General features: G+C 60.9%; 13 protein-coding genes. 2 read left to right on the forward strand and 11 right to left on the reverse strand.

Annotation, left to right across the window (positions count from 1 at the left end; all coding sequences use genetic code 11):
- Window positions 1-15 precede the first annotated feature (15 nt).
- The 10 genes from lpdA to EPK99_RS18015 all read right to left on the reverse strand — a co-directional run bounded on the left by lpdA (window position 16) and on the right by EPK99_RS18015 (window position 10,335).
- The gene (lpdA, locus tag EPK99_RS17970) at window positions 16-1,461 is read right to left on the reverse strand and encodes a dihydrolipoyl dehydrogenase (RefSeq protein WP_128444471.1); all 1,446 of its coding nucleotides are present in this window, start codon (window positions 1,459-1,461) and stop codon (window positions 16-18) included.
- A 73-nt stretch (window positions 1,462-1,534) separates the two neighbouring features.
- On the reverse strand, window positions 1,535-2,173 hold the full coding sequence (locus tag EPK99_RS17975) for an SGNH/GDSL hydrolase family protein (protein ID WP_128444472.1): 639 nt from the start codon (window positions 2,171-2,173) through the stop codon (window positions 1,535-1,537).
- Window positions 2,174-2,181: 8 nt separating this feature from the next.
- Window positions 2,182-2,622, reverse strand: coding sequence for an endonuclease domain-containing protein (locus EPK99_RS17980; protein WP_245582480.1), 441 nt, complete (start codon window positions 2,620-2,622; stop codon window positions 2,182-2,184).
- A gap of 58 nt (window positions 2,623-2,680) precedes the next feature.
- The gene (locus EPK99_RS17985) at window positions 2,681-4,042 is read right to left on the reverse strand and encodes a pyruvate dehydrogenase complex dihydrolipoamide acetyltransferase (RefSeq protein ID WP_128444473.1); all 1,362 of its coding nucleotides are present in this window, start codon (window positions 4,040-4,042) and stop codon (window positions 2,681-2,683) included.
- A gap of 15 nt (window positions 4,043-4,057) precedes the next feature.
- Window positions 4,058-5,488 (reverse strand): pyruvate dehydrogenase complex E1 component subunit beta, encoded by a 1,431-nt coding sequence (locus EPK99_RS17990; RefSeq protein ID WP_128444474.1) that lies wholly within the window; start codon window positions 5,486-5,488, stop codon window positions 4,058-4,060.
- 19 nt (window positions 5,489-5,507) lie between these two features.
- Window positions 5,508-6,572 carry a pyruvate dehydrogenase (acetyl-transferring) E1 component subunit alpha gene (gene pdhA, locus EPK99_RS17995; protein WP_128444475.1) on the reverse strand — a complete coding sequence of 355 codons (1,065 nt, stop codon included), beginning with the start codon at window positions 6,570-6,572 and terminating at the stop codon, window positions 5,508-5,510.
- A gap of 195 nt (window positions 6,573-6,767) precedes the next feature.
- Complete coding sequence (locus EPK99_RS18000) at window positions 6,768-7,085, reverse strand: FtsB family cell division protein (protein ID WP_128444476.1); 318 nt, start codon at window positions 7,083-7,085, stop codon at window positions 6,768-6,770.
- Between the two features lie 143 nt (window positions 7,086-7,228).
- Window positions 7,229-8,503 (reverse strand): phosphopyruvate hydratase, encoded by a 1,275-nt coding sequence (gene eno / locus EPK99_RS18005; protein ID WP_128444477.1) that lies wholly within the window; start codon window positions 8,501-8,503, stop codon window positions 7,229-7,231.
- A 110-nt stretch (window positions 8,504-8,613) separates the two neighbouring features.
- A complete protein-coding gene (kdsA, locus tag EPK99_RS18010) occupies window positions 8,614-9,459 on the reverse strand; it encodes a 3-deoxy-8-phosphooctulonate synthase (RefSeq protein ID WP_128444478.1) in 846 nt (281 codons plus the stop codon).
- Between the two features lie 3 nt (window positions 9,460-9,462).
- Window positions 9,463-10,335, reverse strand: coding sequence for a VOC family protein (locus EPK99_RS18015; protein WP_245582481.1), 873 nt, complete (start codon window positions 10,333-10,335; stop codon window positions 9,463-9,465).
- 198 nt (window positions 10,336-10,533) lie between these two features.
- On the opposite strand from EPK99_RS18015, the gene lexA reads away from it, so the two are divergent.
- The gene (lexA, locus tag EPK99_RS18020) at window positions 10,534-11,256 is read left to right on the forward strand and encodes a transcriptional repressor LexA (RefSeq protein WP_128444480.1); all 723 of its coding nucleotides are present in this window, start codon (window positions 10,534-10,536) and stop codon (window positions 11,254-11,256) included.
- Here the strand turns inward: lexA and EPK99_RS18025 are convergent.
- On the reverse strand, window positions 11,237-13,546 hold the full coding sequence (locus tag EPK99_RS18025; RefSeq protein WP_128444481.1) for a ComEC/Rec2 family competence protein: 2,310 nt from the start codon (window positions 13,544-13,546) through the stop codon (window positions 11,237-11,239). The two genes, lexA and EPK99_RS18025, sit on opposite strands and share 20 nt — an antisense overlap.
- Before the next feature lie 462 nt (window positions 13,547-14,008).
- Between EPK99_RS18025 and gltA the strand changes: the two genes are divergently transcribed.
- The gene (gene gltA, locus EPK99_RS18030) at window positions 14,009-15,298 is read left to right on the forward strand and encodes a citrate synthase (RefSeq protein ID WP_128444482.1); all 1,290 of its coding nucleotides are present in this window, start codon (window positions 14,009-14,011) and stop codon (window positions 15,296-15,298) included.
- Window positions 15,299-15,350 lie beyond the last annotated feature (52 nt).

Below are 15,350 nucleotides of genomic sequence, written 5' to 3' on the forward strand. Positions count from 1 at the left end.
GCTCCTCCCCGGCAATTACGCGTTCAATGCGCGTCCGTAGGCATCGAGCACGCTTTCCTTCATCGTTTCCGAAATGGTCGGATGCGGGAAGATGGTGTGCATCAGGTCTTCCTCGGTCGTCTCGAGGTTCATAGCGACGACGAAGCCCTGGATCAGCTCGGTGACTTCCGCGCCGACCATATGGGCGCCGATCAGTTCGCCGGTCTTCCTGTCGAAGATCGTCTTGACCAGGCCCTGGTCCTCGCCGAGCGCGATCGCCTTGCCGTTCGCCACGAACGGGAAGCGGCCGACGCGGATATCGCGGCCTTCCGCCTTTGCCTTGGCTTCCGTCAGGCCGACCGAGGCGACCTGCGGATTGCAATAGGTGCAGCCCGGGATCTTGTTGCGGTCCATGGGATGGACGTTAGGTAAGCCCGCGATCTTTTCGACGCAGATAACCGCCTCATGCTCGGCCTTGTGGGCGAGCAGCGGGCCACCTGCGACGTCGCCGATCGCATAAATGCCGGGCACGTTCGTCTTGCCGTAGCCGTCGATGGTGATGAAGCCCCGCTCGGTCTTCACGCCAGCGGCTTCAAGCCCGATATTCTCGATATTGGCGACGACGCCGACCGCCGAGATCATCCGGTCGGCCGTGATCTTCTCGACCGAACCGTCCTTTTTCTCGACATGCGCCGTGATCGAATCGGCACCCTTTTCCACCTTGGAGACCTTGGCCTCAAGATGGATCTTGATGCCCTGGCGCTCGAACTGCTTCTTGGCAAGCGCCGAGATCTCGGGATCCTCGACCGGCATGACCTGGCTCAGCACTTCGACCACGGTCACGTCCACGCCCATGGTGCGGTAGAACGAGGCGAATTCGATGCCGATCGCGCCCGATCCCATGACGAGCAGGGATTTGGGCATCTCTTCCGGCTTCATCGCCTCGAAATAAGTCCAGATCAGCTTGCCATCGGGCTCGATGCCCGGCAGGGCGCGCGGGCGCGCACCTGTCGCCACGATGATGTGCTTGGCCGTATAGGTGCCTTCGCCCAGCGTGTTCTTCGGCACCGGGCCCTGCGGCTCCACGACCGGCTTTGTGCTTTTGCCGACGACGATCTCGCCGGGCTTGGTGATCTTCGCTTCACCCCAGATGATATCGACCTTGTTCTTCTTGAACAGGAAGCCGACGCCGTTGTTCATACGGTGCGCAATGCCCCGCGAGCGGGCGACGATCGCCTTTAAGTCCGGCGCGATGGTGCCACTCAGCGTCAAGCCGTAGTCCTTGCCATGCTGGGCGGTGTGCAGCACATCCGCCGAGCGCAGCAGCGCTTTGGTCGGGATGCAGCCCCAGTTGGAGCAGATGCCGGCCAGATGTTCCCGCTCGACACAGGCGACCTTGAGGCCCAGTTGTGCGGCGCGGATGGCAGCGATATAGCCGCCCGGTCCGGAACCGATAACGATGACGTCGTAGGATTGAGCCATTGCTTTCCTGCCTTTGTTTTCAGCGTTCCCCGGCAGCCGGCTTGAAGCGGCTTACTCTGAGGAATCCAGTTATTCAGAGCCCGAGCATGACGCGGACGATCGGCTCCAAGCCGCGTCCGACGGCGCGTGTGCTTTCAGCCGTCAGATGAACGCCATCGACGGGTGTGGTCTCCGCAACCGAGCCTGCGTCGAAAAAGCCGCAGCCCAGATCATCCGCCAGATCGCGGTATAGCGAGGCCAGCATGCGCGATTCCTCGATGCCACCCCGGAACATAGCGGAGAAGATCGGATCGGCCGTTTCGCGAAGCGGCGGCGGCGAAACAATCAGAACGTCCGGCGCGTCGTAGTCGAACGAATATTCGTGATGCCGTATCAGGCCCACCAGCCGCTGCATGCCCGAACGGGCGGCGTGTGCCGTTCCGGCAATCATCGGCTTCATGTCGTTGGTGCCGAGCATGATAACCACCAGATCGAGTGGCATATGCGTGTGCAGCACCGTCGGCAGGTTCTTCACCCCGTTGCGGTCGCAGTCGGCCAGATGATCGTCGAAACCGGTCGTGCGGCCGTTCAGGCCTTCGGCAATGACATTGACTTCAGGCCCCAGTGCGGCCTGAAGCACGCTCGGCCAACGATCCTCAAAGGCATGCCTGCCGGGACCTTCGGCGCTGTAGCCCCAGGTGAGAGAGTCGCCGAAGCAGAGGATGGTTTTCATGGACGCGCTCACAGTTCCCCTCCCCCTTGTGGGGAGGGGTTAGGGGTGGGGGTGGCAAGGGCCACCGCCAAACTTCTTAATACGGATGTCATCTCCAGCATCACCTTATCGTTCGAAAACCTCAGAACACGAAAATTCTCGCTTCGAAGATAGGCATCACGGTCGGCATCACGAAGCCTTTGATCGGGCGTATCGTGAAATTTTCCATCCACCTCGACAATCAGCCGACGCCTTAGACATACAAAATCCACCACATACGGCCCAATCGCCATCTGCCGCCGGAAATGCGTACCGGGCGTTTCCGGCATTTCCTTTCGAAGCGCAGTCCAGAGACGGCGCTCCGCATCCGTCATAGATTTGCGCAGGCGCAGGGCGTTGCGGGCGGCGCCAGCGCTGGGTGGATTTGGACTCTCCTTGTTCCAAGCCATCAGCGTCACCGCGTGTTGCATCACCCCCACCCGTCCGCTTGGCGGACACCCTCCCCGCAAGGGGGAGGGAAAGACAAAGCTAAACCAACATGGCCATCGGGTTTTCGATGTAGCGCTTGAACGCCGAAGCAAGCTCCGCGCCGAGCGCGCCGTCGATGACGCGGTGGTCGAAGGCGAAGGTCGCCGTCATCACCGTACCAACTTCGATCTTGCCGTTCCTGACAACCGGCTTCTCCACGCCAGCACCGATGGACACGATCGAAGCCTGCGGCAGGTTGATGATCGAGGTGAAGTTGGAGACGCCGAACATGCCGAGGTTGGACACGGAGGTCGTGCCGCCCTGGTATTCTTCCGGCTTCAGCTTCTTGTCGCGGGCGCGCTTGGCCAGATCCTTCACCTCGTTGGAGATGGCGGACAGGGTCTTCGTCTCGGCCTTGCGGACGATCGGGGTGATCAGCCCGTCTGGGATCGAAACGGCAACGCCTACATCGGCATGCTTGTGCAGAATGCGGGCGGTCGACGTCCAGGAGGCATTCGCCATCGGAACATCGCGCAGTGCCAAAGCCATCGCCTTGATGATGAAGTCGTTGACCGACAGCTTGAAGGCGGGAATGTCGCCCTTCTCCGTCTTCTTCACCGGCGCAGACGCATTAATCTCGGTGCGCAGCTTCAGCATGGCATCGAGTTCGCAGTCCATCGAGATGAAGTAGGACGGAACCGTCTGGCTCGACTCGGTCAGACGAGAGGCGATCGTCTTGCGCATGCCGTCATGCGGCAGAAGCTCGTAGGAACCTTCCGCGAACAGCTTCAGGACGTTTTCGTCCGACGGAGCCTTGGCTGGGGCCGGTGCAGCAGTACCGCCAGCAGCCGGAGCGGCAGCGGGCTGTGCCTTGGCACCACCAGAAGCGGCGGCTTTCTCGACATCTGCCTTGATGACGCGGCCGTGCGGGCCGGAGCCGGAGACCGCCGCAAGGTCGAGGCCGGCTTCCTTGGCGAGACGCCGGGCAAGCGGCGACGAGAAAACGCGTTTGCCGTCAGCGCTGGGTGCCGGCGTCGATGGTGCCGGAGCCTTGTCGGCAACAGGCGCAGCGGCCTGCGGCGCAGGCTCGGATGCCTTGGCAGAAGGCGCAGCTTCGGCCTTCGGCGCTTCCGCCTTGGGTGCCGCATCACCGCCGGCCGCAGCCGCGGCGACATCCTCGCCGTCGGCGGCGAGGATTGCGATCAGGGCATTTACCTTGACGCCCTCCGTGCCGGCCGGCACGACGAGCTTTGCGACAACGCCTTCATCGACAGCTTCCACTTCCATGGTCGCCTTGTCGGTTTCGATCTCGGCCAGCACGTCGCCTGATTTGACCGTATCGCCTTCCTTGACCAGCCATTTGGAGAGGTTGCCCTCCTCCATGGTCGGAGACAGGGCAGGCATGGTGATGTTGATAGGCATCGAGACGCCCTCCCCTTACTTGTAGCAGACGGTCTTAACCGCCTGGACGACTTCACCGACATTCGGCAGGGCGAGCTTTTCGAGGTTCGCCGCATAGGGCATTGGCACGTCCTTGCCGGCAATCGTCAGCACCGGCGCATCGAGGTAGTCGAAGGCCTGTTGCATAACGCGTGTGGCGATTTCGGTGCCGACGGAGTTCTGCGGGTAGCCTTCCTCGACGGTGACCAGACGGCCGGTCTTCTTCACCGATTCGATCACGGTCGGCAGGTCCATCGGGCGGATGGTGCGAAGATCGATCAGCTCGACATCGATGCCTTCCTTTTCCAGCTCGGCAATCGCCTTGACCGCATAGGTCATGCCGATGCCGAAGGAGACGATGGTGACGTCCTTGCCGGTCTTGTGGATGCGTGCCTTGCCGATCGGCAGAACGAAATCATCCAGCTTCGGCACCTCGAAGGACTGGCCGTAGAGGATTTCGTTTTCGAGGAAGACGACCGGATTCGGATCGCGGATCGCGGCCTTCAGCAGGCCCTTTGCGTCGGCTGCCGTGTAGGGCATGACGACCTTGAGGCCCGGGATCTGGCTGTACCAGGCGGAGAAATCCTGGCTGTGCTGGGCACCGACGCGGGCGGCTGCGCCGTTCGGGCCGCGGAAGACGATCGGGGCACCCATCTGGCCGCCGGACATATAAAGCGTCTTGGCGGCCGAGTTGATGATCTGGTCGATCGCCTGCATGGCGAAGTTGAAGGTCATGAACTCGACGATGGGCTTCAAGCCGGCCATGGCAGCACCGACGCCGACGCCGGCAAAGCCGTGCTCGGTAATCGGGGTATCCACAACGCGGCGTGCGCCGAATTCCTGCAACAACCCTTGCGTGATCTTGTAGGCGCCCTGGTATTCGGCGACTTCCTCACCCATGACGAAGACGTTCTCGTCGCGGCGCATTTCTTCGGCCATGGCGTCGCGGAGCGCTTCGCGAACCGTAGTCATGACCATCTCGGTGCCTTCAGGAATATCCGGATCGGCGGCAAGATCGATCTTCGGCTGGGCGGGGACCTTGCTGTCGGCGACCGCGCTTGGTTCATCCGCCGACTGGCGGGCCTTGCCTCCGGCTGCGTCGGAGGCCGCTGCCGGAGTATCGGCATCAGCTTTCGGCACTTCCGGCTGGGCCGGCTTTTCCGCCGAAAGAGCGTCGGCGCTTTCGCCTTCGACCAGCAGCACGGCGATCTTGGTGTTGACCTTGACGTTCTCGGTGCCGGCAGCAACCAGAAGCTTGCCGATGACGCCTTCGTCCACGGCTTCCACTTCCATGGTCGCCTTGTCTGTTTCGATCTCGGCGATCACATCGCCGGAGGTGACCTTGTCACCCTCTTGCTTGAGCCATTTGGACAGCGTGCCTTCCTCCATGGTGGGAGAAAGCGCCGGCATCAGGATATCGATTGGCATTTATGTTTCCTCCCCGCGCTCAGAGCAGGATGTCGGTGTAGAGCTCGGACGCATCCGGCTCCGGATCGGCCTGGGCGAAATCGGCGCTGTCAGAGACGACGTCGCGGATATCCTTGTCGATGGCTTTCAGCTCGTCCTCGCTGGACCAACCCTTGTCCAGCAGGCGCTTGCGCACCTGCTCGATAGGGTCGTGCTCGGAACGCATCTTCTGCACCTCGTCCTTGGACCGGTACTTTGCCGGATCGGACATGGAATGGCCGCGATAGCGATAGGTGAGCATTTCGAGGATGATCGGGCCGTTGCCGGTGCGGCAGTGTTCCAGCGCCTCGTCACCCGCCGCCTTGACGGCGCGCACATCCATGCCGTCCACCTGAATGCCGGGAATGCCGAATCCGGAGCCGCGCAACGAGTAGTTGGACTGAGCCGTGGCGCGGGACGTAGACGTGCCCATGGCGTAACGGTTGTTCTCGACGATGTAGACGATCGGCAGCTTCCACAGCGCTGCCATGTTGAAGCTCTCGTAGACCTGGCCCTGGTTGGCCGCGCCATCGCCAAAATAGGCGACCGAAACGCTGTCATTGCCGCGATACTTGTTGGCAAAGGCAAGACCGGTGCCGAGCGACACCTGGGCGCCGACGATGCCGTGGCCGCCGTAGAAGTTCTTTTCCTTGGAGAACATGTGCATGGAGCCGCCCTTCCCCCTGGAATAGCCGCCCTGACGCCCCGTCAATTCCGCCATGACGCCCCGCGCGCTCATGCCGGTTGCCAGCATATGCCCGTGGTCACGGTAAGCGGTGATGACTTGATCACCTTCCTTCTGAGCCATCTGCATGCCGACGACGACGGCTTCCTGCCCGATATAGAGGTGACAGAAACCGCCGATGAAACCCATGCCGTAGAGCTGACCGGCCTTTTCCTCGAAGCGGCGGATCAGCAGCATCTCGCGATAAGCATGGAGATCCTCCTCCTTGCCGAATTCGAGCGAGTTCTTGCCGGTAAAGTCACCGGCCCGGGAAAATAGTTTGGTAGCAGACTTTGCCGCGGATTTGCGGCCGGATGCAGACGCAAGATTTGGTAGCGCCATCGATCCCTCCCTATGTGCTGCACATTTAGAGCGGTATTGTGCCAAACCGATACGGCCGGCACAATCCACTCCGGTTTCGCCGCGTACCATAGGGAAGAACGACGGCCCCAGCAATGCCATAATTGCATGGCTGACGTGTTAGTCAAGTCACTGATAAGGTTGATTAATTGTGAAATTAACCAACATCCGGTTAATTTAGAAGTAGTTGTTAAAGATGACGATCTCGTCCGGGCGCGAGACATTCAGCTGGTAACGGGCAATCTCGTCCAGCATGTCTTTTTCGAGCGAACCGTCGCTCATCAGGCTCACCTGTCGCTCAAGCTGCTGCCGCTTCTCGGTGAGCTTCGACAAGTCCTTTTCGCGATCCAGCCGCTGTTGCTCGAACTTCTCGGTAGCAATCAATCCAAGATCGCCGTGAATGCAGTGGTAGCCGAAATAGGACACGAAAGCGACCGTGATGGCGGGTATGACGAGGCGGCCGAATCTTCTCTGCTTATGATGCTTCGTCCACATGCCTTCGACGCCTGTTACGCTGAACCAATCCCTAACGAAGGCTCAAACTGACAGAACTTGCTTAAGCAATGGTTGACTGCTGACGCATGCAAAGGGCCCGCGCCGTTGGCGCGAGCCCTTAAGGTCTCTCAGGTGTTTGATACTCAGGACTTGAGGATGGACCGGCCGGCATAGGCAGCCTGCGGTCCAAGCATCTCCTCGATGCGGATCAGCTGGTTGTACTTGGCAAGACGATCCGAGCGCGACAGCGAGCCGGTCTTGATCTGACCGCAGTTGGTGGCGACGGCGAGATCGGCAATGGTCGAATCCTCCGTTTCGCCGGAACGGTGCGACATGACGGCCGTGTAGCCGGCCTTGTGGGCCGTCTCGACCGCGTCGAGCGTTTCCGTCAGCGAGCCGATCTGGTTGACCTTGACGAGGATCGAATTGGCAACGCCCTGGCGGATGCCATCGCGCAGGCGGGCGGAGTTGGTGACGAAGAGATCGTCTCCGACCAGCTGGCACTTGGTACCAACCTTGTCCGTCAGCGCCTTCCATCCGGCCCAGTCGTCTTCGGCCATGCCGTCTTCAACCGAGATGATCGGATAGCGGCCGACCAGTTCGGCCAGGTATTCGGCCATGGCTTCCGGCTCGAGCGTACGGCCTTCGCCTTCCATGACGTATTTGCCGTCCTTGAAGAATTCGGTCGAGGCGCAATCGAGGCCGAGGCAGACGTCGTCGCCGGGTGTGTAACCGGCCTTCTCGATCGACTTCATGATGAAGTCCAGTGCTTCCGGCGCGCTTTTCAAGCCAGGCGCGAAACCGCCCTCATCACCGACATTGGTGTTGTGGCCCTGCGCGGCCAGTTCCTTCCTGAGGACGTGGAAGATTTCAGAGCCGATGCGGACGGCGTCGCGCAGCGTGTCGGCGCCAACGGGCAGGATCATGAATTCCTGGAAGTCGATCGGGTTGTCGGCATGGGCGCCGCCATTGATGATGTTCATCATCGGAACGGGCAGAAGGTGGGCGCCGGCACCGCCGATATAGCGATAGAGCGGCAGACCGGACGACTCGGCGGCAGCTTTGGCCACGGCGAGCGATACGCCGAGGATGGCATTGGCGCCCAGGCGCGACTTGTTTGGTGTGCCGTCGAGCTCGATCATCGTCTTGTCGATGTGGATCTGGCTTTCCGCGTCGAAGCCGCCGATCGCGTCGAAGATCTCGGTGTTGACGGCCTCGACCGCCTTCTCGACGCCCTTGCCGTGATAACGCGAGCCACCGTCGCGCAGTTCGACGGCCTCATGCGCGCCGGTCGACGCACCCGATGGAACGGCGGCCCGGCCCATGGAGCCGTCTTCCAGATAGACGTCCACTTCCACAGTAGGATTGCCGCGGCTGTCGAGAATTTCCCGGGCGATGATGTCGGTAATGGCGGTCATGATCTTATCCTGATGGCTTGTGGTGACGAAAGACGGCTCTCTCTTACTTCACGGCTTAGAAATTACAATGACAGCCGGACGGTTTGCCGATGCGTGTGCGCCCGGACCGATCAGGACTTGGCGACCGTATCCAGGGCCAGAAGCTTTTCCAGCAGCCGCGGCATATCCTTCAAGTGTACCATGTTTGGCCCGTCGGACGGCGCGTGGTCCGGATCCTCATGGGTCTCGATGAAGACGCCGGCAACGCCCACGGCCACGGCTGCACGCGCCAGCGTTTCCACGAACTCCCGCTGGCCCCCGGAGGTGTCGCCCTGCCCGCCCGGCTGCTGCACCGAATGGGTGGCATCGAAGACGACCGGCGAACCGAGCGAGGCCATGATCGGCAGCGAGCGCATGTCCGAGACAAGCGTATTGTAGCCGAAGGAGGCACCGCGCTCGCAAAGCAATACGTTGGGATTGCCGCTCTGGGTGAATTTGGCCAGCACGTTCTTCATGTCCCAGGGTGCCAAGAACTGGCCCTTTTTCACATTGATCACCCGCCCGGTCTTTGCAGCCGCGACCAGAAGGTCCGTCTGTCGCGACAGGAAGGCCGGGATCTGCAGAATATCCACGGTCGGCGCCACTTCCGCGCACTGCTCCTCCGTGTGGATATCGGTGAGGACCGGAAAGCCGAATTCCTTCTTGAGGTCGGTGAAGATCTCCATCGCGGTTTCGAGCCCGATGCCACGCTTCCCGGACAGCGAGGTCCGGTTGGCCTTATCGAAGGAGGACTTGTAGACGAGCCCTATTCTCAGCCGGCTGCAGAGCTCCTTCAGCGTGCCGGCAATCATGAAGGCATGATCGCGGCTTTCCATCTGGCAGGGCCCAGCGATGAGAGAAAAGCGCTGCGTATTGGAGAATACGACCCGCCCGTCTCCCTCGCCGACGAACACTTCCGAATTGGGGGACACGTCCATGATCTATTCCTCGAAACCGAACAACACGCCTTGGCCGGGAGCGGCGGCGACAAGAACGCGGCCCTCCCTGCGGATGAAGGCCACGTCGTTAGCAGCAAGCGTGATCTCTGTCACCGCCAGATCGGCGCTCTTAAAGATCACGGCACGGCCGTTGAGACCGCCAAGCTTCGGATCCGGTTCAAGCGCGAATTCGGCCCGAAGATCCTTTTCGCGGAGGACCCGAATGCCGACATTGGCGGTCTCTAGGCGAACGGCCTCCTCGCTGCTCTCGGCTGCAGCCTCGAAAACCGCTTCCAGAAAGGGCACGGCGGCGACGGGCTCTGGAGCCGAAAGAATGATCTCGCTCAAGCCCGTGACCGTATTGGCGTGCAATTCAAGCTCGCCCCGGTCGGCGGGAAGCGGATTGATCCTCTGACAGCAGAAAAGAAAGAAATCTGCCGCATCCGGATCTGCGGCGAAGGCGAGACGGAAGCTTGCCAGCGCCTCGCCGCCATCCGGCAGGCTCATTGCTCGGGAAAACTCCAGCATGTCGCCGCCGGACAAATTTAAGCCCTCGAATCGCTTGTGATCGTGGGCAGCGTCATCCGTTGCCGCGACGAGCGCCGAAAGCCCCTCACGGTTGCGGCTGCGGCGAAAGGCGATATCTCTGCCGGTAAAAACATTGCCCCGCTTGGCCGCCGCGCTTGCATTGCGCCGATTGGCAATCGCAAGCGGCTCCAGATAGGTTCCGTCCGCCAGAAAAACGCAGGCGTTGGCGGTGCCGAACGGATGCAGAGCGTCCGCAGCCACGGTGAAGCCGAGAGCCGAAAGGCGCGCACGCGCCCGGCTCAGTTCCGCCACCGGCAGAACAAGATGATCGATCGGTCTTCTACTCAAGCGAACCCCCCAGACTTGCAGCCAGTCAAGTACATTGGCCATAGTCGCGTATCGCGCAAGTGGCGTTAGCGCCGAAGTTTCGCATCCATAAATGAAATTTGCAGAGACTTCACCGAAATTTAGGGACTTGCAGAACACAAGTGGAACATATAGTGTCTGTTCTGGATTTGTTTCCGACTCTCGAAGGATGCCTCGGCCATGCTCACCCGCAAACAGCAGGAATTGCTTCTGTTCATTCACGAACGCATGAAGGAATCCGGCGTGCCGCCATCGTTCGACGAAATGAAGGACGCGCTCGACCTGGCGTCCAAATCCGGCATCCACAGGCTGATCACCGCTTTGGAAGAACGCGGCTTTATCCGACGGCTTCCCAACCGGGCAAGGGCACTCGAAGTCATCAAGCTGCCTGAGGCTTACGTTCCGAGCCTGCAACCGCGGCGGGGTTTTTCGCCAAGCGTCATCGAGGGCAGCCTTGGCAAAGCGCAATCTTCCGCCTCCGCGCCGAACAAGTCTGCCGCAAACGACGACAGTTCGAATTCGGCAACCGTGCCGGTCATGGGTCGGATTGCAGCCGGCGTACCGATTTCGGCAATCCAGAACAACACGCATGACATTGCCGTGCCTATCGAGATGCTGGGATCGGGCGAGCATTACGCGCTGGAAGTCAAAGGCGATTCGATGATCGAGGCCGGTATCCTGGATGGCGACACGGTGATCATCCGCAATAGCAGCACCGCCAATCCGGGCGACATCGTGGTTGCCCTGGTGGACGACGAAGAGGCAACGCTGAAGCGTTTCCGTCGCCGCGGCGCCTCCATTGCACTCGAAGCGGCGAATCCCGCCTACGAGACCCGGATCTTCCCTCCGGATCGGGTCAAGGTTCAGGGGAAGCTTGTCGGCCTCATCCGCCGCTATCACTGATGATCTGCTGAAGCGGCTCCGGCAGTATCGTGTCGAAGGAGCGGCCGCGCCAATTATAGTGCCGATGCCGGTTCCAGCCTCGGTCTTTGCCGACCATAGCTGTGTGAATGCGCCATGCTTCCATGTCGGCTGTGTTGTTCAATGCGATCTCCAATGCTCCCGTCTTGCGCAAGATGTCGCCGTTGAACATCAGCGCGCCGGAGCGGCAATTGTCAAAGCGCGCTCGGGGAGCGATGACGATATCGGCGACATCGCAGGCAACACCTGCATAGCGGCCATCCTCCACGGCCACAATCAGGGCACCCTTTCCCGATCTGGCCGCGCACCAGGCACGGGACGTACAAAGGAAACGGTTGCCGGGCGCTTCCCTCATGCCGGCTCGGGCAGCCTCGATCTCCGGCCCGGTCAGTTCGATGAACCGGCCATCTCGTTTTGTCGGTTCGGCGCCTCTCGGTAACATATCGGGTTTGACCGGATCGCCAAGCAACAGCGCGCGCCGCCACTGATCATAGATGAAACCCGGAACGCGGTTACGGTTGGTCGCAACGCCATCCGGCCCGAGCAGTGCGACCGTGGTCCCGTCCTCCGAGACCAAGATATCCGGCTGAGACAGCCTTCCCGCCTGCCAGGACAAGAACAGGGCCACCGCAATGAATGGCAGTCCTATCAGGCGCAGCCTCGTGCGCAGCAAAGTCAGGAGCACGAATCCCAGCCCGGCAAGGCCAAGGAACCACGCGTGCTGTCGGCCCACACCCACATCACCACCCCAGGCGGCGACATATCTCGCGATCTCGATGACCCCTTCCAGCCCCATCGCCATCAGCTTCAGGAACGGCGCGTCCAGCCCGAAGGGCATGAACAGCATGGCGACAAGCCCGGCAGGCATGACGATGAAGGAGATGAGCGGCATGGCTGCAAGATTGGCGGCAAGCCCGTATGTCGCGATCCTATGGAAATGTTCGACTGAGAACATCGCCGTTGAGACGCTGCCGATCAACGACGTCATGATGATGCCGGCAACAAAGCGGCCCGCCTTCGAGACCGACGTCACCATCCGGTGACTGGTTTTTTGCGGTCCGGCTTCCGGAGTTATCCGGCGGCGCTGCCAGGCTTCATAGCCGGCAATCAGGGCAGCCGTCGCGGCAAAGGACATCTGGAAGCTCGGCCCCAGAATTTCAGAAGGCGATATGGCGATGATGATCAGGGCGGAGAGGGCCACATTGCGGAGGCTGAGCGACTGCCGGTCGAAGAGCACCGCAACGAGGATGACCGCCATCATGATATAAGCCCGCTCGGCGGAAACGCCGAAGCCGGAAATCATGTAGTAAGCGGTGACCATGACGAGTGCGCCAAACGCTGCGATCTTCTTGATGGAATAGGTTTGGGCAAAGCCCGGAAAGAGCGACAGCACGGTCCTGACGCCGACGAAGAAGATGCCGGCAGCCAGTGCCATATTCAGGCCGGAGATCGCGATGATATGCGCTAGACCGGCAAGTCGGAGTGCTTCTGTCGTTTCCTGCGAGATTGCCCGGCGTTCGTCTGTGACGATGGCGGCAGCAAAGGCACCGGCATCGCCGGCCACAGTGGCGCGGATACGGTCCCCGATCGTACTGCGCAGATCGAAGAGGCGGCTCTCTATGCTGTCCCACGCCTGCGCAGAGTCTGCCTGCTGCGGTAGCAGTTCGGGCGCGCCGTAGAAAAAGCCAACAGCCCCGACCCCATCGAAGTAAGAGGAGAAGGCAAAATCGTTAAGCCCCGGCAGAGCCGGTCCCGAGGGCGGCGATATTCGGACGCGACCGGCGATAGTGTCGCCTAAGGCTGCCGGATCATGCCGGCCCCTTGCCAGCAGGGAGACACGCTGCGGCGCGCGGCTCAGTTCCGGCTTGGTGGTTTTCTGTAGCCGAACGATATAGCGCCAGCGACCCTGCGCATCGGATTCCCGTCGCTCGACCACGCCCGTCACGTTGGTTGTCACAGGCGTATCGAGAATGGTCGTGTCCAGGCGTCGCGTCTCGGTGTCCGCCAGCAGCATGCCACCAACAAACAAGGCAAGACCGCATGGCAGAAGGCGGAGGCTGCCGGTGCCGTGCCTGACAACCATCGCAACACCGCTGAAGATCAGGAAGGCGACCAAGAGCGGCCAGAATGCCGGATCCTGCGGCAGGGAAAACCACGTAATCGCCCCTGCCCCGATGAGAACCGGCACAAATAAGAAGGCATGACCGTAGGCCGCTTCCTGGGCAAGCAAGGCAGGCACCTGCCGAGCGATGCGGGCGAGGCGCAGATCCATCGCATAGCGCGCCGCCCGCCAGCCGGACGGTGCCGTGGGTCGCCGTTCGGGCAGGCCGGCCGCCGAAGGATTGTGAAGCAGTCGTTGCGACTCAAGGGCAGGCGGATTCCGCAAAGGCGCAGGCTGCCAAGAGCCTGGCCTTCCCGTATCGCGCGTTTTCAGAAACGACGTTTCGTCCTCCGGCATGAAAATCCAGCCGCCTGTGCTCACCCAAATGCAACCTGCGCGCTTCTGTTTCGAGCGTCAACGGCCGAAACTCGTTGAGTTTTCGAATGGACATTCCTTCGAGTGCAATAGCCGTTTGGAGCATGCAACTCATGGCATGCCCAATATGTTTCCGCGCTGCACAAAATGGCGTCAGGACAGCTTGGCAGCGGCTGGCGGATCATATAGCTAAACGGGGACGCTTAACCCTTACGGCGCTTTTTAGGCGCCATGCCGCCAATAGGTTGGAGGATCAGCATGACGGATAAAAGCGGAAATCTCGTACTCGGTGACAAGAAGGTCGACTTGCCTGTCAAGTCGGGTTCGATCGGTCCTGACGTGATCGACATCGGCACACTTTACAAGCAGACAGGCGCCTTTACATACGACCCGGGCTTCACCTCCACGGCGTCCTGCGAATCCAAGATCACCTATATCGATGGCGATGCCGGCATATTGTTGCATCGCGGCTATCCGATCGAGCAGCTGGCGGAACAGGGCGACTTCCTGGAGACCTGCTACCTGTTGCTCTACGGCGAACTGCCGACAGCTGCGCAGAAGAAGGATTTCGACCACCGCGTGACCATGCACACCATGGTTCATGAGCAGATGAGCCGCTTCTTTACCGGCTTCCGCCGCGACGCCCATCCGATGGCGGTCATGGTCGGCACGGTTGGCGCTCTGTCTGCCTTCTACCACGATTCCACCGACATCACCGATCCGCACCAGCGCATGGTCGCTTCACTTCGCATGATCGCCAAGATGCCGACGATCGCTGCAATGGCCTACAAGTACCACATCGGCCAGCCCTTCGTTTATCCGCAGAACGATCTCGACTATGCGTCGAACTTCCTGCGCATGTGTTTCGCCGTGCCTTGCGAAGAGTACAAGGTGAACCCGGTTCTGGCCCGCGCCATGGACCGCATCTTCATCCTGCATGCCGACCACGAGCAGAACGCATCCACCTCCACCGTGCGTCTTGCCGGTTCCTCCGGTGCCAACCCGTTTGCCTGCATTGCAGCCGGCATTGCCTGCCTCTGGGGTCCGGCCCATGGCGGCGCCAATGAAGCGGCGCTCAACATGCTGCAGGAAATCGGCACGGTCGACAAAATCCCGGAATATATCGCCCGCGCCAAGGATAAGAACGATCCGTTCCGCCTTATGGGCTTCGGTCACCGCGTCTACAAGAACTACGATCCGCGCGCCAAGATCATGCAGAAGACGACGCATGAGGTTCTGGCCGAACTCGGCCACAAGGACGACCCGCTTCTGCAGGTTGCCATGGAACTTGAAAAAATCGCGCTAACGGATGAGTATTTCATCGAAAAGAAGCTTTACCCGAACATCGATTTCTATTCGGGTATCACGCTCAAGGCGATGGGCTTCCCCACCACCATGTTCACCGTGTTGTTCGCTCTGGCCCGCACCGTCGGCTGGATCGCCCAGTGGGCCGAGATGATCGAAGATCCGCAGCAACGCATCGGCCGCCCGCGCCAGCTTTACACCGGCGAGCCGCAGCGCGACTACGTACCGCTTTCCAAGCGGTAAGCCAAAACTCGCAAGATCAAAAACCCGGCCCGAAATGGCCGGGTTTTTTGTT

The organism is Neorhizobium lilium, assembly GCF_004053875.1.
In the GTDB taxonomy this organism is placed as follows: domain Bacteria; phylum Pseudomonadota; class Alphaproteobacteria; order Rhizobiales; family Rhizobiaceae; genus Neorhizobium; species Neorhizobium lilii.

Bases quoted from the DNA above. Each gene is read 5' to 3' on its own strand.
- EPK99_RS18025 (WP_128444481.1), bottom strand. From the start codon at position 13,546: ATGGATCTGCGCCTCGCCCGCATCGCTCGGCAGGTGCCTGCCTTGCTT.
- kdsA (WP_128444478.1), bottom strand. From the start codon at position 9,459: ATGGACGTGTCCCCCAATTCGGAAGTGTTCGTCGGCGAGGGAGACGGG.
- pdhA (WP_128444475.1), bottom strand. From the start codon at position 6,572: ATGGCGCTACCAAATCTTGCGTCTGCATCCGGCCGCAAATCCGCGGCA.
- EPK99_RS17980 (WP_245582480.1), bottom strand. From the start codon at position 2,622: ATGCAACACGCGGTGACGCTGATGGCTTGGAACAAGGAGAGTCCAAAT.
- gltA (WP_128444482.1), top strand. From the start codon at position 14,009: ATGACGGATAAAAGCGGAAATCTCGTACTCGGTGACAAGAAGGTCGAC.
- EPK99_RS18000 (WP_128444476.1), bottom strand. From the start codon at position 7,085: ATGTGGACGAAGCATCATAAGCAGAGAAGATTCGGCCGCCTCGTCATA.
- EPK99_RS17985 (WP_128444473.1), bottom strand. From the start codon at position 4,042: ATGCCTATCAACATCACCATGCCTGCCCTGTCTCCGACCATGGAGGAG.
- EPK99_RS17975 (WP_128444472.1), bottom strand. From the start codon at position 2,173: ATGAAAACCATCCTCTGCTTCGGCGACTCTCTCACCTGGGGCTACAGC.
- EPK99_RS17990 (WP_128444474.1), bottom strand. From the start codon at position 5,488: ATGCCAATCGATATCCTGATGCCGGCGCTTTCTCCCACCATGGAGGAA.
- lpdA (WP_128444471.1), bottom strand. From the start codon at position 1,461: ATGGCTCAATCCTACGACGTCATCGTTATCGGTTCCGGACCGGGCGGC.
- eno (WP_128444477.1), bottom strand. From the start codon at position 8,503: ATGACCGCCATTACCGACATCATCGCCCGGGAAATTCTCGACAGCCGC.
- lexA (WP_128444480.1), top strand. From the start codon at position 10,534: ATGCTCACCCGCAAACAGCAGGAATTGCTTCTGTTCATTCACGAACGC.